The 17,705-nt window shown below is 67.9% G+C and carries 16 protein-coding genes; 9 read left to right on the top strand and 7 right to left on the bottom strand.

Features of this window, described 5'->3' with window-relative positions; all coding sequences use genetic code 11:
* Nucleotides 1–108: 108 nt before the first annotated feature.
* From G0A00_RS17995 to G0A00_RS17970, 6 genes are all read left to right on the top strand, one after another.
* Entirely contained in the window at nt 109–1,473 is a 1,365-nt protein-coding gene (locus tag G0A00_RS17995) for a glutamine synthetase family protein (RefSeq protein WP_235953254.1), read from the top strand.
* A 10-nt stretch (nt 1,474–1,483) separates the two neighbouring features.
* Nucleotides 1,484–2,863: an aldehyde dehydrogenase family protein gene (locus tag G0A00_RS17990; protein ID WP_164184306.1), complete on the top strand. Its 1,380-nt coding sequence runs from the start codon at nt 1,484–1,486 to the stop codon at nt 2,861–2,863.
* Nucleotides 2,860–4,005, top strand: coding sequence for an iron-containing alcohol dehydrogenase (locus G0A00_RS17985; protein ID WP_164184305.1), 1,146 nt, complete (start codon nt 2,860–2,862; stop codon nt 4,003–4,005). Before G0A00_RS17990 ends, G0A00_RS17985 begins: the two co-directional genes overlap by 4 nt.
* A gap of 470 nt (nt 4,006–4,475) precedes the next feature.
* Nucleotides 4,476–5,717 carry an FAD-binding oxidoreductase gene (locus tag G0A00_RS17980; RefSeq protein ID WP_164184304.1) on the top strand — a complete coding sequence of 414 codons (1,242 nt, stop codon included), beginning with the start codon at nt 4,476–4,478 and terminating at the stop codon, nt 5,715–5,717.
* Entirely contained in the window at nt 5,714–6,763 is a 1,050-nt protein-coding gene (locus tag G0A00_RS17975) for a hypothetical protein (protein ID WP_203595428.1), read from the top strand. Before G0A00_RS17980 ends, G0A00_RS17975 begins: the two co-directional genes overlap by 4 nt.
* On the top strand, nt 6,741–8,156 hold the full coding sequence (locus G0A00_RS17970) for an FAD-binding oxidoreductase (protein WP_164184319.1): 1,416 nt from the start codon (nt 6,741–6,743) through the stop codon (nt 8,154–8,156). Before G0A00_RS17975 ends, G0A00_RS17970 begins: the two co-directional genes overlap by 23 nt.
* 54 nt (nt 8,157–8,210) lie before the next feature.
* Here the strand turns inward: G0A00_RS17970 and G0A00_RS17965 are convergent, their stop codons facing one another.
* The 7 genes from G0A00_RS17965 to truA all read right to left on the bottom strand — a co-directional run bounded on the left by G0A00_RS17965 (nt 8,211) and on the right by truA (nt 14,445).
* On the bottom strand, nt 8,211–8,540 hold the full coding sequence (locus G0A00_RS17965) for a GYD domain-containing protein (protein WP_066107904.1): 330 nt from the start codon (nt 8,538–8,540) through the stop codon (nt 8,211–8,213).
* Nucleotides 8,541–8,689: 149 nt separating this feature from the next.
* Nucleotides 8,690–9,094: a hypothetical protein gene (locus G0A00_RS17960; protein ID WP_164184303.1), complete on the bottom strand. Its 405-nt coding sequence runs from the start codon at nt 9,092–9,094 to the stop codon at nt 8,690–8,692.
* A 96-nt stretch (nt 9,095–9,190) separates the two neighbouring features.
* Nucleotides 9,191–9,352 (bottom strand): hypothetical protein, encoded by a 162-nt coding sequence (locus tag G0A00_RS17955; protein WP_164184302.1) that lies wholly within the window; start codon nt 9,350–9,352, stop codon nt 9,191–9,193.
* A 231-nt stretch (nt 9,353–9,583) separates the two neighbouring features.
* Nucleotides 9,584–10,984 (bottom strand): NADP-dependent phosphogluconate dehydrogenase, encoded by a 1,401-nt coding sequence (gene gndA / locus G0A00_RS17950; protein WP_164184301.1) that lies wholly within the window; start codon nt 10,982–10,984, stop codon nt 9,584–9,586.
* Nucleotides 10,985–11,266: 282 nt separating this feature from the next.
* Complete coding sequence (gene argF / locus G0A00_RS17945) at nt 11,267–12,193, bottom strand: ornithine carbamoyltransferase (protein ID WP_164184300.1); 927 nt, start codon at nt 12,191–12,193, stop codon at nt 11,267–11,269.
* A 94-nt stretch (nt 12,194–12,287) separates the two neighbouring features.
* Nucleotides 12,288–13,466 carry an aspartate aminotransferase family protein gene (locus tag G0A00_RS17940; RefSeq protein ID WP_164184299.1) on the bottom strand — a complete coding sequence of 393 codons (1,179 nt, stop codon included), beginning with the start codon at nt 13,464–13,466 and terminating at the stop codon, nt 12,288–12,290.
* A gap of 208 nt (nt 13,467–13,674) precedes the next feature.
* Nucleotides 13,675–14,445: a tRNA pseudouridine(38-40) synthase TruA gene (gene truA, locus G0A00_RS17935; RefSeq protein WP_164184298.1), complete on the bottom strand. Its 771-nt coding sequence runs from the start codon at nt 14,443–14,445 to the stop codon at nt 13,675–13,677.
* A gap of 219 nt (nt 14,446–14,664) precedes the next feature.
* Here truA and G0A00_RS17930 point away from each other — a divergent pair, with 219 nt between their 5' ends.
* Genes G0A00_RS17930 through G0A00_RS17920 form a run of 3 tightly spaced genes read left to right on the top strand, consistent with a single transcriptional unit; the run spans nt 14,665 to nt 17,602 of the window.
* Nucleotides 14,665–16,092, top strand: coding sequence for a YcjX family protein (locus tag G0A00_RS17930; protein ID WP_164184297.1), 1,428 nt, complete (start codon nt 14,665–14,667; stop codon nt 16,090–16,092).
* Nucleotides 16,089–16,568 carry a GNAT family N-acetyltransferase gene (locus G0A00_RS17925; protein ID WP_368667713.1) on the top strand — a complete coding sequence of 160 codons (480 nt, stop codon included), beginning with the start codon at nt 16,089–16,091 and terminating at the stop codon, nt 16,566–16,568. The genes G0A00_RS17930 and G0A00_RS17925 overlap by 4 nt, the downstream gene beginning before the upstream one ends.
* Nucleotides 16,565–17,602: a YcjF family protein gene (locus G0A00_RS17920; protein WP_164184296.1), complete on the top strand. Its 1,038-nt coding sequence runs from the start codon at nt 16,565–16,567 to the stop codon at nt 17,600–17,602. The genes G0A00_RS17925 and G0A00_RS17920 overlap by 4 nt, the downstream gene beginning before the upstream one ends.
* The last annotated feature ends 103 nt before the right edge of the window (nt 17,603–17,705 follow it).

The following is a 17,705-nucleotide window of genomic DNA, read 5'->3' as shown; positions in this document are numbered from 1 at the left end:
CCTTACGACACCCGGCCTCCGCGCATCTTGCGCGGGGGCCAGCTCTGTAGAACCAAGAGACGACGATGCCGCGATACCGTCGCGGCCTGCCCAGCAAGGAGCCCCGGAATGGCTGCCCCAATGACTCTCGACCAACTCAAGGATGCCGCCAAGAGCGGTGAGATCGACACCGTGCTTGCCTGCATCATCGACATGCAGGGCCGTCTGCAGGGCAAGCGGTTCCACATCTCGAACTTCCTCGAGCAGGCGATCAACGAGACCCATTGCTGCAACTACCTGCTGGCGACAGACCTCGTGATGAGCACCCCCGAAGGCTTTGCCTCGACAAGCTGGGCCTCGGGCTACGGCGACTATGTGATGAAGCCCGATCTCGCGACGCTGCGCCCCGTGCCGTGGCTCGAGGGCACCGCGATGATCCTGTGCGACGTGATGGATCACCACACCCACGCCCCGGCCTTCGAGTCGCCGCGCCAGATCCTGCAGGCGCAGATCGCCCGCGCCGAGGCCATGGGCCTCACCCCGATGATGGCGACCGAGCTGGAGTTCTTCCTCTACGCCCGCTCCTTCGACGAGATCCGCCACAGCGGCTGGCGCGATCTCGAGACGCTCTCGCCCTACAATCAGGATTATTCGATCCAGCTCACCAGCCGCGAGGAATACGTGCTGCGGCCGATCCGCAACCATCTCTATGCTATGGGCGTGCCGGTGGAATGCACCAAGGGCGAGGCCGAGACCGGGCAGGAAGAACTCAACATTCGTTACGCCGACGCGCTGGCCTGCGCCGACCATCACGCGCTGGCCAAACACGCGGTCAAAGAGATCGCCCATCAGCACGGCCATGCCGCGACCTTCATGTCGAAGTGGCAGGCCGACAAAGTCGGCAGCGCCGCGCATATCCACCAGTCGCTGTTCGCGGGCGATGACAACGCCTTCTACGACAAGGACGGCGCGCATGGCATGTCGCAGACCATGAAGCATTACGTCGCGGGCTTGCTGAAATACGCGCCCGACGTGACGCTGTTCATGGCGCCCTACATCAACAGCTACAAACGCTTCACGCCGGGCACCTTCGCCCCCACCAAGACCGCGTGGAGCATCGACAACCGCACCGCCGGGTTCCGCCTCGTCGGCGAGGACAGCAAGGGCGTGCGCATCGAATGCCGCATCCCCGGCTCGGACATGAACCCCTATCTCGCCTGCGCCGCGCAGCTGGCGGCGGGCCTTGCGGGGATCGCAGAGAAGCTCGAGCTGCCCGACCCGGCACAGGGCGATGTCTACGGCATGGACGATGTGCCCGACGTGCCCAGCACCCTGCGCACCGCCATCCTCGCCTTTGACGGCTCGAAGATGATGCGCGACGCCTTCGGTGATAAGGTGGTGGATCACTACGCCCATGCCGCCAACATCGAGCAGCAAGATTTCGACCGCGCCGTCACCGACTACGAGCTGGCGCGCGGCTTCGAGAGAGCGTGAAGAGGACACTATGACAACGCTGAACTGCATTTCCCCCATCGACGGCTCGGTCTTTGCCTCGCGCGAGACCCTTTCGCTGGAGATGGCCCGCGAGGCCGCGGCATCGGCCCGCGCCGCGCAGGCCGCATGGGCCGCCCGCCCGCTGGCCGAGCGTATCGAACTGGTGATGAAGGGCGTCGCCGAGATCGGCGCGCAGAACGATCAGATCGTGCCCGAACTGGCGCAGATGATGGGCCGCCCGGTCCGCTACGGCGGCGAGTTCGGCGGCTTCAACGAGCGCGCCTCGCATATGGCAAAGATCGCCGCAGGCGCGCTGGCGGACATCGAGGTTGGCGAGGATGCCACCTTCAAGCGCTACATCAAGCGCGTGCCGCATGGCGTGGTCTTCGTGGTCTCGCCGTGGAACTACCCCTATATGACCGCGATCAACACCGTGGCCCCGGCGCTCATCGCGGGCAACAGCGTGGTGCTGAAGGGCGCGACGCAAACCCTGCTGGTCGGCGAGCGGCTGGCCAATGCGTTTCACCAGGCGGGCGTGCCCGAGGCGGTGTTCCAGAACCTCTATCTCGACCATGACACCACGTCCGAGCTCATCGCCGAAGGCGCCTTCAACTTCGTCAACTTCACCGGCTCGGTCGGCGGCGGCAAGGCCATCGAACGCGCCGCGGCGGGCACCTTCACCGGCCTCGGGCTGGAGCTTGGCGGCAAGGATCCGGGCTATGTGATGGAGGATGCGGATGTGGACGCGGCGGTCGATACGCTGATCGACGGCGCCATGTTCAACTCCGGCCAGTGCTGCTGCGGGATCGAGCGGATCTACGTGCACGAAAGCCTTTTTGACGCCTTCGTCGAAAAGGCCGTGGCGGTGGTCAAAGGCTACAAGCTCGGCAACCCGCTCGACGAGGCGACCACCATCGGCCCGATGGCTAACGTCCGTTTTGCGGATGAGGTGCGCGCGCAGATCAAAGAGGCGCTGGAGATGGGCGCCAAGGCGCATATCGCCCCCCTCCCCGAGGATGACGGCGGCGCCTATCTGACGCCGCAGATCCTCACCGATGTCAGCCACCAGATGCGGGTCATGCGCGACGAAAGCTTCGGCCCGGTCGTCGGCATCATGCCCGTCAAGGACGATGCCGAGGCCATCGCCCTGATGAACGACAGCCCCTTCGGCCTCACCGCCTCGCTCTGGACGCAGGACGTCGAGCGCGCGCAGAGGGTTGGTGATGCCATCGAAACCGGCACCATCTTCATGAACCGCGCCGACTACCTCGATCCCGGCCTGTGCTGGACCGGCTGCAAGCAGACCGGGCGCGGCGGCGGCCTGTCGGTCATCGGCTATCACAACCTCACCCGCCCCAAATCCTACCATCTCAAGAAGGTGACGAAATGAGCCTCACCGCCAATTGGTCCTACCCCACCGCCATCAAGTTCGGCGCGGGCCGCATCGCGGAACTGCCCGCCGCCTGCGCGCAGGCGGGCATCACCAAGCCGCTGCTGGTCACCGACCGCGGCCTTGCTGCCCTGCCGGTCACCGAAAGCACCATCGCGGTGCTGGAAACCGCGGGCCTCGAATGCGGGCTTTTCGCCGACGTCGATCCCAACCCCAACGAGCGCAACCTCGCTGCGGGCGTCGAGGCCTATAACGCGGGCGGCTATGACGGGGTGATCGCCTTCGGCGGCGGCTCCGGCCTCGACCTTGGCAAATGCGTGGCCTTCATGGCCGGGCAAAGCCGCCCGGTCTGGGATTTCGAGGATATCGGCGATTGGTGGACCCGCGCCGACGCCGCCGCCATCGCCCCCATCGTTGCCGTGCCGACCACTGCAGGCACCGGCTCGGAAGTCGGGCGCGCGGGCGTGCTGACCAATTCTGAGACCCATGAGAAGAAGATCATCTTCCACCCCAAGATGCTTCCCGCCGTGGTGATCTGCGATCCCGAGCTGACCGTCGGCATGCCCAAGGCGATCACCGCCGGCACCGGGCTCGACGCTTTTGCCCATTGCGTCGAGGCGTTCTCCTCGCCGCACTACCACCCCATGTCGCAGGGCATCGCCCTTGAGGGCATGCGGCTGGTGATCGACTACCTGCCCCGCGCCTATGCCGATGGCACCGACATTGAGGCGCGCGCGCAGATGATGAGTGCCGCCGCCATGGGGGCCACCGCCTTCCAGAAGGGCCTCGGCGCGATCCACGCCATGAGCCATCCCATCGGCGCGCATTTTGGCACCCACCACGGCACCACCAACGCGGTCTGCATGCCCGCCGTGCTGAAGTTCAACGCGGACGCGATCCGCGAGCGCTTCGACAAGGCGACGGGCTATCTTGGCCTCGAGGGCGGCTTTGACGGGTTCTGCGCCTTCGTGGACGAGCTCAACGACAGCCTCGGCGTGCCCAAGGGGCTGACCGCGCTCGGCGTGACCGAAGCGTCGATCCCCGAACTGGTGAAAGGCGCGATCAAGGATCCCTCCTGTGGCGGCAACCCGATCGAGCTGACCGAAGAGAACCTCGAGGCGCTGTTCCGCGCGGCGATGTGAGCGGGCTAAGTGACCGGGGTCAGGTGAACTCCAAGGGCCGGGGCGAAAGCTCCGGCCCTTTGCGTTTCTCACACGACGAAAGAAGGCGCCGGGCGAGCGATGGCCCGTGGGGTGGCGCCGCCACGATTGAGGTCGGCGCTTTATTCCGGCCAAGCCCGGAAGACACCCGAACGTTGTGCTCCGTGACCAAAGCGCCAGCCCGCCCGGACGGGCCGTCGCTCGCCCGGCGCCTTCGGCTTGATTCCGGGCGACAGTACCAACTCCAGCCCCGATCTCTTGCGCTACACGCACGCCACCGACGGAAGGGACAGCCATGCATGCGCCCATGCCCTTCATCCTCATAGCTCGCCCCCGCATCGGTCCCACACGCGCCATTGCCCCCCTTGCACAAGCTGCCGCAACGGCGCCTTATGGCGCGCGATGAAATCACCACCCCCAAGGGCGGCGAACACGGGCGCAGGGAGCCGAAGATGAAGAAGACGGTGGCAGTGATCGGTGCGGGGATTGTCGGCGTCAGCACCGCGATTGCGCTGCTGCGCGATGGCCACGAGGTTGTGCTGATCGATCGCGAGGGCCCGGCCACGGGCACCAGCCACGGCAATGGCGGCGTGCTGGCGGCGGCGGCGGTGCTGCCGGTGCCCGGCCCCGGTCTCTGGGCCAAGGCCCCGAAAATGCTGCTCGATCCCGACCAGCCGCTGTTCCTGCGCTGGCCTTACCTGCCGAAGCTGCTGCCATGGCTGCGCCGCTACATGGGCGAGGCCAATGCCGAGGCCGCGCTGCGCCGCGCCCGTGCCATCGCGCCCCTCATCGGCGACAGCCTTGCCGACCACCAGGCGCTCGCCACGGGCACCCCCGCCGAGAAATGGCTGGTGCCGGGCGATTACGTCTACGCCTACCCCGACCGCGCCGCCTTCGAGGCCGACGCCTTCACATGGCAGACCAAAAGCGCGCTCGGCTTTGCCCATGAGGTGCTCGAAAACGGCGCCTTCCAGCGCTACGATCCGGCGATGAGCGAGAGCTTTGCGCTGGGGGTGCGCCAGCCGGATCATGGCCGCATCACCGACCCCGGCGCCTATGTGAAGGCGCTGGCGACCCATGCCCAAAGCCTCGGCGCGCGGCTGGTGATCGGTGAGGTCACGGATTTCGCCGAAGAGAACGGCGCGCTGACCGGCTTGCGCATCGGCGGCGAGACCCTGCCCTGCGATGCCGCCGTGATCACCACCGGCGTCTGGTCCGGCCCACTGGCCAAGCGTCTGGGCGTCGCGGCCCCGCTGGAGAGCGAGCGCGGCTATCACCTCGAACTGTGGGATCCCTCGATGATGCCCCGCGCCCCGGTGATGTTCGCCGCGCAGAAATTCGTCGCCACCCCGATGGAGGGCCGCCTGCGGCTGGCGGGCATCGTCGAGTTTGGCGGGCTCGACGCGCCGCCCTCGAAGGCGCCTTTCGAGCTGCTGCGCCGCTGCATCGCCAAGGCGATGCCCGAACTGACGTGGAAACATGAGGTCGAATGGATGGGCCATCGCCCCTCGGTCTCGGACTCGCTGCCGCTGATCGGCGCGGCGCCGGGGCTCAGCGGCGCGTTCCTTGGCTTTGGTCATGACCATGTGGGGCTGACCGCCGGACCCAAGACCGGCCGCCTACTGGCGCAGCTGGTCAGCGCGCAGCGGCCCAATATCGACATCGCGCCCTTCTCGCCGGACCGTTTCGCGTGAGCCCACTGCCCTTTCTTGCCCGTCACGCACGCTGGCTGATGCTGATCGGTCTGACCTTCGGCATCGCCGTGCCGGAAGTGGCGCATCTTGTGCGGCCTTGGCTGTCGGAACTGGTGGCGGTGATGCTCTTCACCGCCGCCCTGCGCATCGGCCCGCGCGCGGCGCTTGGCGCGGCCCGGCACCTGCGCGGCAACCTTGGCGCCACGCTCGCATTCCAGCTGATCGCGCCGCTGGCGCTGGTGGCGCTTATGGCGCCCTTTGGCCTGCTGGACAGCCCCGCCGCGCTGTCGGTGATCCTGATGCTCGCCGCCGCGCCGCTTGCCAGCAGCCCCAATCTGACGCTGATGGTCGGCGGCGATCCCGGCCCGGCGCTGCGGCTGCTGATCTTGGGAATGCTGGTGCTGCCGCTGACCACGCTGCCGGTCTTTGCCCTGCTGCCCGCGCTCGGCGGCGCGACGGGCATCCTCGGCACGGCGCTGAAACTGCTGGTGGTGATCCTGCTGGCCACCGGCATCGCCTTCGCCCTGCGCCCGTGGCTGCTGCCCGATCCCGGCCCCCGCGCCTTGGCACAGCTCGACGGAGCCTCGGCGCTGCTGATGACGGTGATCGTGCTGGCGCTGACCTCGGAAATCCGGCCCGCCCTGCTCGAGCGGCCCGGCGAGCTGTTGGCGTGGCTGGCGCTGGCCTTCGTCGCCAACCTCGGGCCGCAGGTGCTGGTGGGCTGGGCGCTCGCCCGTGCGGGCCGCCGCGAAGGGCTCGAGGCGCTGGCGATGATCGCCGGCAACCGCAACATCGGGCTGTTCCTCGTCGCCCTGCCCACCGGCGTCACCGACCCGCTGCTGCTGTTCATCGGCTGCTATCAGGTGCCGATGTTCCTGACGCCGCTGCTGATGGCACCGCTCTACCGCCGCTTCGCCCGCATCGCGGCAACCCGCGCAGGGCTTGGCATCGCCGGTGAGCGCGGTATCACGGGCGCAGGAAACGGAGACCGCAATGCCCCAGACTGCAATTCCCCTGTCCGACATGCCGCTCAATGCCGCCGATGACGGCTTTGCCGAAACCCTGAGCCGCGCGCTGCCCAAAGACACGCTTCGCCGCGCCGAGCCGCGCTACCTCGAAGAGCCGCGCGGGCGCTGGCAGGGGGTGTCGCGCTGGGTGGCGCTGCCGCGCACCGTCGAAGAGGTCTCGACCATCGTCCGCGCCTGCAACGCGGCGCGCGTCGGCGTGCTTCCCTATGGCGGCGGCACCGGGCTGGTGGGCGGGCAGATTGCCCCCGACGGCCCCGCGCCACTGCTGATCTCGCTGGAGCGCATGTCGGCGGTGCGCGCCGTCTACCCGCAGGAAAACGTGCTGGTCGCCGAGGCGGGCGCGGTGCTGGCCGATGTGCAGAGCGCCGCGCAGGACGCCGGTCGGCTGTTCCCGCTCTCGCTCGCCTCAGAGGGCACCGCGCGCATCGGCGGGCTGCTCTCGACCAATGCCGGCGGGCTCAACGTGCTGCGCTACGGCAACGCCCGCGAGCAGGTGCTGGGGCTGGAGGCCGTGCTGCCCGATGGCTCGATCTGGCACGGGCTGAAGCGGCTGCGCAAAGACAACACCGGGTATGATCTGCGCGGGTTGCTGGTCGGTGCCGAAGGCACGCTGGGGGTGATCACCGCCGCCGCGCTGAAACTGTCTCCGATCCCCGCCAGCACCGGCACCGCGCTGCTGGCCGTCGAAAGCCCCGCCGCCGCGCTGGACCTGCTGGCCTTGGCCCGCGAGCAGCTTGGCGAGATGGTCAGCGCGTTCGAACTGATCGGGCGCATGAGTTTCGATTTCCTCGCCGAGGCCCTGCCGGGCCTGCGCCAGCCGTGGCCCGAGGCTCCGGCTTGGTGCGTTCTCGTCGATCTGGGGCTGGCCCAGGGCATGGACCCCGAGACGGCGCTCGAGACGCTCTTTGCCGCCGGGATGGAGGCGGGGCTGGTCAGCGACGGGCTCGTCGCGCAGTCGCAGGCGCAGGCGCAGCAGTTCTGGGACATCCGCGAGCGCATCCCCGAGGCCAACCGCCATATCGGCGCGATCGCCAGCCATGACGTCTCGCTGCCGCTGAGCGCCCTGCCCGAGTTCATCGAGACCGGGCTGGACCGGCTGGCGCAGCTTGGCGATTTCCGGGTCAACTGCTTTGGCCATCTCGGCGACGGCAACCTGCATTACAACGTCTTCCCGCCGAAGGGCCGCAAGAAGCAGGAGTATGAGAGCCAGCGCGCCGACGTGCAGCGCTGCGTGCATGATCTGGTGAACGAGATGGGCGGCTCGGTCAGCGCCGAGCATGGCATCGGGCGGCTGAAGGTGCCCGATCTGGAGCGGTACTCCGACCCTGCGAAACTGGCGGCGATGCGGGCGATCAAGGCGGCGCTCGACCCTGCGGGCATCATGAACCCCGGCGCCGTTCTTCGGGCTTAATAAGGCGCCCCAAAGCAGGGGCGGCACAGCGCCGCCCCCATCATGCGCGCCGCCTCATCCCGGCGATTTGTAGCTCTGCGCCGCCTTCCCGGCCTTCTTTTGCATGTCCATGAGTTCTTCGGCGGAAAACGCCCGGACGGTCTGGATGTTGCTCACCATCCCCGAGGCTCCAACCCCCATCAGGCTGGCCAAAAGATCGTGCACGTCAGACACGTCGACGATCACCATCCAGTCGGTCGCGCCGGTCGTGGCGTAATAGGCAAGCATCTTGCCACCCGTGGCCTCGACCACCGAACGTGCGCCCTCGGCGCGGTCGCTGGGCTCGGCGATCATGCCTTTCAAGGCCGCCGCCGTGTAGCACCCTGTCACTATGAATGTTGGCATAACGACTCCTCCGGGGAAGGACCCGCGGGTCGTCCTTATGCACTATGCAGACCGGTCCGGCCCGCATCCTCCCTGCCTTGGTTATACCACAGTTGCGCGCCCGGCGACATCAGCGCCGCGGCACCGCCGACCCCAGAGCGCCCCGCGGGTCAGCCGCAGCTGCGGCTTCCGCTGCGCGCCGCACGTTGCGCGCGGATGCTGTCGAGCGCGTCTTCGATCTGCGTGCCAGACTGCACCGCCTCTTCGGCGGTCACATCGTCGCGCGCGTTGCGCTGGCGCAGCACGCTGGCCGCATCCATGGTCCGCCCGGCATTGCGCAGCAAGATCACCCGCTGTAACTCGCTGGCGCTGGTGCTGCCGCCGCGCGCCGCCTCGGTACTGGCGAGCGTGGCCAAGGCCTCGTCATGGCGGCAGGCGATGGCAAGCTCGGTGGAGGCATCAAAGCTCTGAGGCTGCGCCACCACCGCGGGATCGGTGCAGGCCGCAAGCAGGATCGGAAGGGCAAGCACGGCCCCTTTCAGGCCGGTCACCCCGGAGGTCAGGCGCGAAAACATGGTCTTTATCCTCGTTACTCGGGGCCCGGCCGGAACACCCGCAATGCAGTTCTCAACATCACCGGGCACAAGGCAAGCGCACGCGCCGGGACGGGTCTATTGCGGCCCGAAGACGTCGTAAGAGACCGTCTCGCGCGCCGTCTCGATCGTGGCGCTCAGCGCCAGACGCTCTTTTTCAGAACCGGGCTGCACCAAAATCACGAAGAGCGCGCCAAGCAGACCCAGCCCGCCCAGCAGCTCGTATTTCATCGACAGCATCGGCTCCGCCTCATCTCTTGCCCGGGGCCTGCCTTGGTCAAACTGGCCCGATCAAACTGGCCAGATTATGTCGGCCAGACCACCTCGGCAGAAATGCTGCGCGGGAAGCACGCTCAAATCAAGACCGCGCTCCGTGAAAAGGCAAGCTAGGCCGGAAACCGCGAGCGGCAACGCCGCGCTCCGGTCAGACACGTCCCGCGCACAGGCAGAGCCCCAGACGCGGGCAGCGGGTCAGTCCCACCAAGGGCCGTGATGCGCGTCCTGTCCGTCGACCCGGTCAAACCCGTGGCGCCCGAAGAAATCACGCTGTGCCTGAATTAGCGCCGCGGTGCCGCGCGGCTGGCGCAGCGTGTCCCAGAAGGCCAGCGCAGAAGAGAGAACCGGCAGCGGATAGCCCGCCGCGATCCCCTGCGACACCAGCCGCCGCAGCGCCGGGATGCCCGCCTCGAAGACCTCGGCAAAGCGCGGCGCGAGGAAAAGCTGCCCCTCGGGCGCGCCGTCGCGGAAGGCGCTAGCGATATCGTCCAGCAGCCTTGCCCGAATGATGCAGCCCGCGCGCCAGATCTCGGCGATACGGGCAAAATCAAGCTGCCAGTCATAGTCCTCCGAGGCCGCCGCCAAGATCCGAAAGCCCTGCGCATACTCAAGGATACGCGCCGCCAGCAGCGCCGCTTCCAGATCGTCAGGCTCGGGCGAAAACGCCTCGCGGTCGCTGCCGAGCGCCGCCCCGGCCAGCTCGCGCAGCGGCTTTTCCGCCGACCACGCCCGCGCCGCCACCGCGCCCTCGATCATCGTCGCCGACTGGCCGAGCTTGACCGCCTCGATCGCGGTCCAGCGCCCGGTGCCCTTCTGTCCGGCGCGGTCGAGGATGGCATCCACCACCGGCCCCGCGCCCAGCGCATCCTCATAGCCCAGCACCGTGCCGGTGATCTCGAAGAGGTAGCTTTCCAACGGCCCTTCGTTCCAGCGGGTGAACTGCGCGCCGATCTGCGCCGGCGCGAGCCCCGCGCCATTGCGCAGCAGGTCATAGACCTCGGCGATCATCTGCATGTCGGCATATTCGATGCCATTGTGCACGGTCTTGACGAAATGCCCGGCGCCATCGGGCCCCATGCGGTCGACGCAGGGCGCGCCGTCGAAACGGGCAGCGATCTTCGACAGGATCGGCTGCAGCCCCTGCCAGCTGTCCATCGCGCCACCGAACATCATCGACGGGCCATGCCGCGCCCCATCCTCGCCGCCCGACACGCCAAGGCCGACGAAATGCAGCCCATGCTCGGCCAGTTGCGCGGCGCGGGCGCGGGTCGCGTGGAAATCGGCGTTGCCCGCGTCGATCACCGTGTCGCCCGCCGCCAGCAGCGGGATCACATGGGTCAGAAACTCATCCATGGGCGCGGTCGAGGGGATCATCGCCAAAAGCAGCCGCGGCTTCGGCAGCGCCTCGATAAGCTGCTCCAGCGTGTCCAGCGCCTGCACCTGCGCCGCGAAGGGTTCGGCACGTTTCAGAAATGCCGTTATGGCATCTGCGCTGCGGTTCGAGACGGCGATGGAAATGCCATTGTCGGCCATGTTGAGCGCCAGCGCGGCCCCCATCGTGCCCAATCCGTAAATGCCGATCTGCGGGTCTGCCATGGAAGCCTCCTATGCGTTCTGCGCGAAAGGTAGCGATAACAGCCGCCATGACAAGCGACCAAGGCAAGCGCCCGCCCGGCGCCGCCGATGCACATGGGCTGTGCATGCCCAGTGCATGACTTGTGCCCCCTGCAAAAACCAAAAAAGCCGGGCGCTGCCACCCGGCTTCTTCTCTTTCAAAATACGCCGGGGGAGACCGCCGTCAGGCGGGCGGGGGCAGAGCCCCCTCGCCCAAGCATACGGCCCGAGCATACGGCCCAAACAAGCGGCCCGGGCCCGATATCAGCCGCCGACGCACCAGCGCATGATCGCCTTTTGCGCGTGGAGACGGTTTTCGGCCTCGTCCCAGATCACCGACTGCGGCCCGTCCATGACCTCCGAGGTCACTTCCTCGCCACGGTGCGCGGGCAGGCAATGCATGAAGAGCGCGTCCTTGCCCGCGGCCTCCATCAGCTTTTCGTTCACCTGATAGGGCCGCAGCATGTTGTGACGCCGCTCGCGGGCGCTTTGCGCGTCATGCATCGACACCCACGTGTCCGAGACCACCAGATCGGCACCCTCGACCGCCTTGAACGGGTCGCGTTCGATGGTCACCGTGGCGCCTTCGTTGCGCGCCAGCCCGACGAATTCCATCTCGGGATCAAGCTGCACCGGGCCGGTGAAGGTCAGATCGAAGCCAAAGCGTCCGGCGGCATGCAGGAAGGAGGCGCAGACGTTGTTGCCGTCGCCGCACCAGACCACCTTCTTGCCCTTGATCGGGCCGCGGTGCTCTTCGAAGGTGAGGATATCGGCCATGATCTGGCACGGATGGGTGCGGTCGGTCAGGCCGTTGATCACCGGCACGGTGGCGAACTCGGCCATCTCGGTCAGCACCGCTTCGTCGAAGGTGCGGATCATGATCATGTCGACGAAGCGCGACAGCACCCGGGCGGTGTCGGCGATGGTCTCGCCGTGGCCAAGTTGCATGTCGCTGCCCGAGAGCACCATGCTCTGCCCGCCCATCTGCCGCACGCCCACGTCAAAGGACACGCGGGTCCGGGTCGAGGGCTTCTCGAAGATCAGCGCCACCATGCGGCCCGCAAGCGGGGTTTCGTCATCGGCCATAGCCTTGGGGCGACCGTTGCGGCTGTCCTTGATGGCTTTGGCGCTGTCGATGATCGACCGCAGGTCCGCCGGGTCGGTTTTATGGATATCGAGAAAATGGTTCATCTGTCGGGTCTTTGTTGTTGGGCCGGGAGGTGGGGGCGCTGCCCCCGCCCGCCTTACGGCGGACTCCCCCGGGATATTTTTGCCAAGAGGAAGATCAGGCGGCGGCCTCCAGAGCGGCAGCCGTTGCGTCCAGACGGGCAACTGCCTCGGCGATCTCCTCCTCGGTGATGTTGAGCGGCGGCAGCAGGCGCACGATATTGTCGGCGGCGGGCACGGTGATCAGCTCCTGCGCATAGCCGGCCTTGACGAAATCGCCCGGGGCGACCTTGGTCTTGAGGCCGATCATCAGCCCCTGTCCGCGCACTTCCTCGAAGATGTCGGGATGGGCCGCGACGAGGCCTTCGAGCTTTTGGCGCATGAGGCCCGCCTTGCGGCTCACCTCGTCGAGGAAGCCCTCGGCGCAGATCACGTCCATCACCGCACCGCCGACGGCGCAGGCCAGCGGGTTGCCGCCATAGGTCGAGCCATGGGTGCCCGCGGTCATGCCCGAGGCCGCCTCTTCGGTGGCCAGCACCGCGCCCAGCGGGAAGCCGCCGCCGATGCCCTTGGCGACCATCATGATGTCGGGGGTGATGCCCGCAAACTCATGCGCGAAGAGACGCCCGGTCCGGCCCATGCCGCATTGCACCTCGTCGAGGATCAGCAGCACGCCGCGCTCGTCGCAGAGCTTGCGCAGCGCCTTGAGCTGGTCATCGGGCAGCGGGCGGATGCCGCCTTCGCCCTGCACCGGCTCGATCAGGATGGCGCCGGTGTGCTCGTCGATCGCTGCCTCGAGCGCCTCCATGTCGCCGAAGGGCAGATGTTTGAAGCCCGGCAGGATCGGCCCGAAGCCTTTGACCATCTTCTCGCTGCCCGCGGCGGCGATGCCCGCCGAGGACCGGCCGTGGAACGAGCCGGTGAAGGCGATGATGTCGGTCTTCTCGGGCTGGCCCTTCTCGTACCAGTATTTGCGCGCCATCTTCACCGCCAGCTCGCAGCTTTCGGTGCCCGAGTTGGTGAAGAACACCGTGTCGGCAAAGGTCGCACCCACCAGCTTGTCGGCCAGCGCCTGCTGCTGCGGGATCTCATAGAGGTTCGACACGTGCCACAGGTTGTTTGCCTGCTCGGTGAGCGCGGCCACCAGCGCCGGATGCGCGTGGCCCAGAGCGTTCACAGCGATGCCGCTGCCCATGTCGAGAAATCGGCGCCCGTCCTCCTCGATCAGCCAGCAGCCTTCGCCCTTCACGAAGTGAAGCGGCGCGCGCGAATAGGTCGGCAGGACGGAGGGGATCATTGGGTCTTCCTCTGCAATGAGGCCCGATTGGTGCCAAGGGCCCGGGGCCAAGTCAAGTTTTCAAAGGGGATGTCAGACGGACAAGCGTATGCGGCGCGCCCGGATTGGGCACGAAGGGAGGAGCTCAGGCTCGTCGGATTCGGATCACTTGCGTCATGGCGCTGCTCTTGCCGGGTTTCGCGGCGTAAATCAAGCACCTTACGCGGGCTCAGCTGCCGAAGGGATTGTCGGGATAGCCGACACCCATCAGATAAAGCCCATCGGGCGGGCACACTGGGCCGCAGGCGGCGCGGTCGGCGGCCTGCAGCGCCGCCTTCACATCCTCGGGCTGCCAACTGCCCGCGCCGACGCGCTCCAGCGTGCCGACAATCGAGCGCACTTGATTGTGCAGGAAGCTGCGGGCGCGCAGGTGGAAGTGGTATTCGGTGCCTCCGCCGGTCTCGACCGCTTCGATCCGGCATTCGTCCAGCGTCTTCACCGGCGAGGCAGCCTGACACATGGTCGAGCGGAAGGTGGTGAAATCATGCAGGCCGATGAGATGCGCCGCGCCCTCGCGCATCGCCTCCAGCGACAGCGGGTTCATCACCCGCCAGACCTGCCCCTTCTCCAGCGTCGCGGGCGCGCGGCGCACCAGCACCCGGAAAAGATAGCGCCGCTCCATGGCCGAGAAGCGCGCGTGCCAGTCATCCGCGACCGCGGCGCAGGCGCGGATCGCGACCGGCGCGGGCTTGAGATGGAAGTTCAGCGCCTCGCCCAGACGGAACGGATCCCAGACCTTCTCCATGTCGCAATGGGCCACCTGTCCGCGCGCGTGCACACCCGCATCGGTGCGCCCGGCGGCGGCGATCGTATGATCGCGCTTTTCGAGTTTCGCCAAGGCGGCTTCGATCGCCCCCTGAACCGAGGGCTGATCCGCCTGACGCTGCCAGCCCGCGAAGGGCCCGCCATCATATTCCACCAAAAGCGCGTATCTGGGCATGGCTTGCCCCTTACCCCGCCGCCGCGCGCCCAGCAATCCCCGCAAACCCACGCCACTTCCTCTTGGCACAAATATCCCGGGGGTGAGGCGCATAGCGCCGAGGGGGCAGCGCCCCCTCCACCCAGACCTACCCAAACCTGCAACCTCGGCCTGCAACACTGGCAACCGGGCGCATCCGCCTCTATCTGTTACATCAAACGCAGAACGAGGGGCTCCACTTTGGTCATCGGAACCATTGCCGACACGCTCAGCCGCAGCGTCGGCAACGTCAGTGACACGCTGTCTGAAACCTTCTTCGAGCCGGTGATCCGCCTCGGCGTCACCGGGCTGTCGCGGGCGGGCAAGACCGTCTTCATCACCTCGCTGGTGGCCAATCTGCTCGACCGCGGGCGCATGCCGCAGCTGGCTGCCGAGGCCGAGGCGCGCATCCTCGCCGCCTATCTGCAGCCCCAGCCCGACGACACGGTGCCGCGCTTCGACTATGAGACCCATCTCGCCGCGCTCACCGCGCGCACGCCGCATTGGCCCGAAAGCACGCGCGCGGTTTCCGAACTGCGGCTCTCGCTCAAGGTTCGACCCACGGGCATGCTGGCGGGGCTGCAGGGGCCGCGCACCCTACATCTCGATATCGTCGACTACCCGGGCGAATGGCTGCTTGACCTCTCGCTGCTCGAACAGAGCTTTGAGGCGTGGACCGACGCGACACTCAAACGCCTGCCGCAGCGGCCCGGCGCCGAGCCTTTTCTTGCGCTGATCGGCGGGGTCGATCCCAACGAGGAGTTCTCCGAGCCGAAAGCCAAGGCGCTGGCCGCCTCTTTCACCGAGGCGCTGAACATTGCCCGCGAGGCGGGGTTTTCGGACTGCACGCCGGGGCGCTTCCTGTTGCCCGGCGAGAAGGAAGGCAGCCCGGCGCTGACCTTCGCGCCGCTGCCCAAGCCCGAAGATCCCGCGCGCCGCGGGCTCTGGCGCGAGATGGAGCGGCGGTTCGAGGCCTATAAGTCGCAGATCGTCAAACCTTTCTTCCGCGATCACTTCTCGCGCATCGACCGGCAGATCGTGCTGGTGGATGCGCTTGGCGCGATCCACGCCGGGCCGCAGGCGCTGGAGGATCTGCGCCGCACCATGGCCGGGATCCTCGGCGCCTTTCGTCCCGGCCCCAACGCGTGGCTGACGCAATTGCTGCGCGGACGGCGGGTGGAGAAGATCCTTTTTGCCGCCACCAAGGCCGACCACCTGCACCACAGCCAGCACGGGCGTTTGACCGCGATCATGGAAGCGCTGACCCGCGAGGCCCGCGACCGTGCGCGGTTCGCCGGAGCCGAAACCTCGGCGATGTCCATGGCCGCGCTGCGTGCCACCGTCGAGCAGACGCTGCCGCATGAGGGGCGCGAGCTTGACTGTGTGCGCGGCACGCTGCTGAACCCCGACGGCACGCGCGGGCGGCAGGCGGCCTTCTACCCCGGTGCGCTGCCCGAGGATCCGGCGCATCTGCTGACCCCGGCGCGCGAAGGGGCCGAACAATGGCTGGGCGATGACTATGAGATCATGCGCTTCGCCCCGGCCCCGCTCACGCTGAAACCCGGCGAGGGTCCGCCGCATATCCGCCTCGACCGCGCGGCGCAGTTCCTCTTTGGGGACCGGCTGTGAGCGCGCCTGTCCCCACCTTGCGCGCGGCGCGCTCCACCGATGCGGGCCAGCTTGGTGCGATGATCTCCGACGCGGTGGCGGCGCACCCGTGGAAGCCGGTGCTGCACAGCGGCGCCGAAGACATCGCCCACGCCGGGCAGATGATCGCGCGCGGCTGGGTCACCGTGGCCGAGGCCGAAGACGGGCGGCTGCAGGGCTTTCTTGCCCGCGAGGAGGGCTATGTGCACGCGCTTTTCGTGACGCCGCAGGCGCAGGGAAGCGGCGTCGGACGGGCGCTGCTTGATGCGGCGAAAGAGGCCGCCGAACGGCTGGAGCTCTGGACCTTCGTTGCCAACACGCAGGCCCGGCGGTTCTACGAGCGCGCGGGTTTTGCGGTCATGCGCCGCGGCGACGGTTCGGCCAATGACGAGGGCCTGCCCGATCTTTTCTACGTCTGGGAGGCGCAGGCCTCCCCCAGCATGGAGGCCCGCGGATGAGCGACCTGCCCCCGAACAAACCGCCGCGTCAGGGCCCGATCCTGATTGATCTCGACGAGGATCAAGGACCGGCGGCCAGCCCGTCCGAGGCACCGCCGGTGCCCGAGCCCGACCTTCCCGGCCCGCAGGGGCAGGCGATGACCACCGCCGCGGCGCTCGCCGCCCGCCGCCCCTCGAAGCTGGCGCGCTGGTTCTGGGCTCTGGCGGGCACGCTGTTGACCACGCTGATCTCGATCGCCGCGTGGCGCTTCGTGACCGATCTCATTGCCTCGGTGCCGCTGCTGGGGCTGGCGGTGACGGTGCTCATTGGGCTTTTTGTGCTGGTCGCGCTGGCCATCGTGGTCAAGGAACTGGCGGCAATCTCGCGGCTTGCCAAGGTGGACGCGCTGCACCGCGCCGCCGATGCCGCGCTGGCTGCCGAAGACCTCAAGGCCGCGCGCAAGCTGGTGGGCGATCTGTCGTCGCTCTACGCGGGTCGCGAGGACACGCGCTGGGGACGGCAGCGGCTGAAGGAGCGCGGCGAGGAGGTCTTTGACGCCTCGGGGCTGATCGGACTGGCCGAGACCGAACTTCTGGAACCGCTCGACCGCGCCGCCCGGCGCGAGGTCGAGGCGGCGGCGCGGCAGGTGGCGACGGTGACCGCGCTGGTGCCGCTGGCGCTGGCCGATGTGATCGCCGCGCTCTCGTCCAACATCCGCATGATCCGCCGCATCGCCGAGATCTACGGCGGGCGCTCGGGCACGCTGGGCAGCTGGCGGCTGACGCGGGCGGTCATGTCGCATCTGGTGGCCACTGGCGCGGTGGCGATCGGGGACGACATGCTCGAGCCGGTGCTCGGTGGCGGCCTTTTGGGCAAGCTCTCGCGCCGCTTCGGCGAGGGGATGGTGAATGGCGCGCTGACCGCGCGGGTCGGCGTCGCGGCGATCGAGGTCTGCCGCCCCCTGCCCTTCATCCGCCGCAAGCGCCCGCCGGTGCGCGACATCATCCGCACCGCGCTGGCCGGACTGGTGATGAAGGACAGCAGCAAGGGCTGAGCGCGCCATCTGGCAGCTCCGTCCATCGCGGCGCAGGGTGATCAAAGGCAAGTTGATCAAAGACAAGGCGCGCGCGCTGCGGCAGGGTCACTCTATGCCCGCA

It is taken from the genome of Salipiger sp. PrR002 (genome assembly GCF_010500775.1).
Lineage (GTDB): Bacteria > Pseudomonadota > Alphaproteobacteria > Rhodobacterales > Rhodobacteraceae > Salipiger.
This window is presented reverse-complemented; position numbering and strand designations above follow the sequence as displayed.

Bases quoted from the DNA above. Each gene is read 5' to 3' on its own strand.
- G0A00_RS17970 (WP_164184319.1), top strand. From the start codon at position 6,741: ATGCCGCTCAATGCCGCCGATGACGGCTTTGCCGAAACCCTGAGCCGC.
- G0A00_RS17965 (WP_066107904.1), bottom strand. From the start codon at position 8,540: ATGCCAACATTCATAGTGACAGGGTGCTACACGGCGGCGGCCTTGAAA.
- G0A00_RS17995 (WP_235953254.1), top strand. From the start codon at position 109: ATGGCTGCCCCAATGACTCTCGACCAACTCAAGGATGCCGCCAAGAGC.
- G0A00_RS17960 (WP_164184303.1), bottom strand. From the start codon at position 9,094: ATGTTTTCGCGCCTGACCTCCGGGGTGACCGGCCTGAAAGGGGCCGTG.
- G0A00_RS17955 (WP_164184302.1), bottom strand. From the start codon at position 9,352: ATGCTGTCGATGAAATACGAGCTGCTGGGCGGGCTGGGTCTGCTTGGC.
- G0A00_RS17990 (WP_164184306.1), top strand. From the start codon at position 1,484: ATGACAACGCTGAACTGCATTTCCCCCATCGACGGCTCGGTCTTTGCC.
- G0A00_RS17920 (WP_164184296.1), top strand. From the start codon at position 16,565: ATGAGCGACCTGCCCCCGAACAAACCGCCGCGTCAGGGCCCGATCCTG.
- G0A00_RS17980 (WP_164184304.1), top strand. From the start codon at position 4,476: ATGAAGAAGACGGTGGCAGTGATCGGTGCGGGGATTGTCGGCGTCAGC.
- G0A00_RS17985 (WP_164184305.1), top strand. From the start codon at position 2,860: ATGAGCCTCACCGCCAATTGGTCCTACCCCACCGCCATCAAGTTCGGC.
- G0A00_RS17940 (WP_164184299.1), bottom strand. From the start codon at position 13,466: ATGATCCCCTCCGTCCTGCCGACCTATTCGCGCGCGCCGCTTCACTTC.
- truA (WP_164184298.1), bottom strand. From the start codon at position 14,445: ATGCCCAGATACGCGCTTTTGGTGGAATATGATGGCGGGCCCTTCGCG.
- gndA (WP_164184301.1), bottom strand. From the start codon at position 10,984: ATGGCAGACCCGCAGATCGGCATTTACGGATTGGGCACGATGGGGGCC.
- argF (WP_164184300.1), bottom strand. From the start codon at position 12,193: ATGAACCATTTTCTCGATATCCATAAAACCGACCCGGCGGACCTGCGG.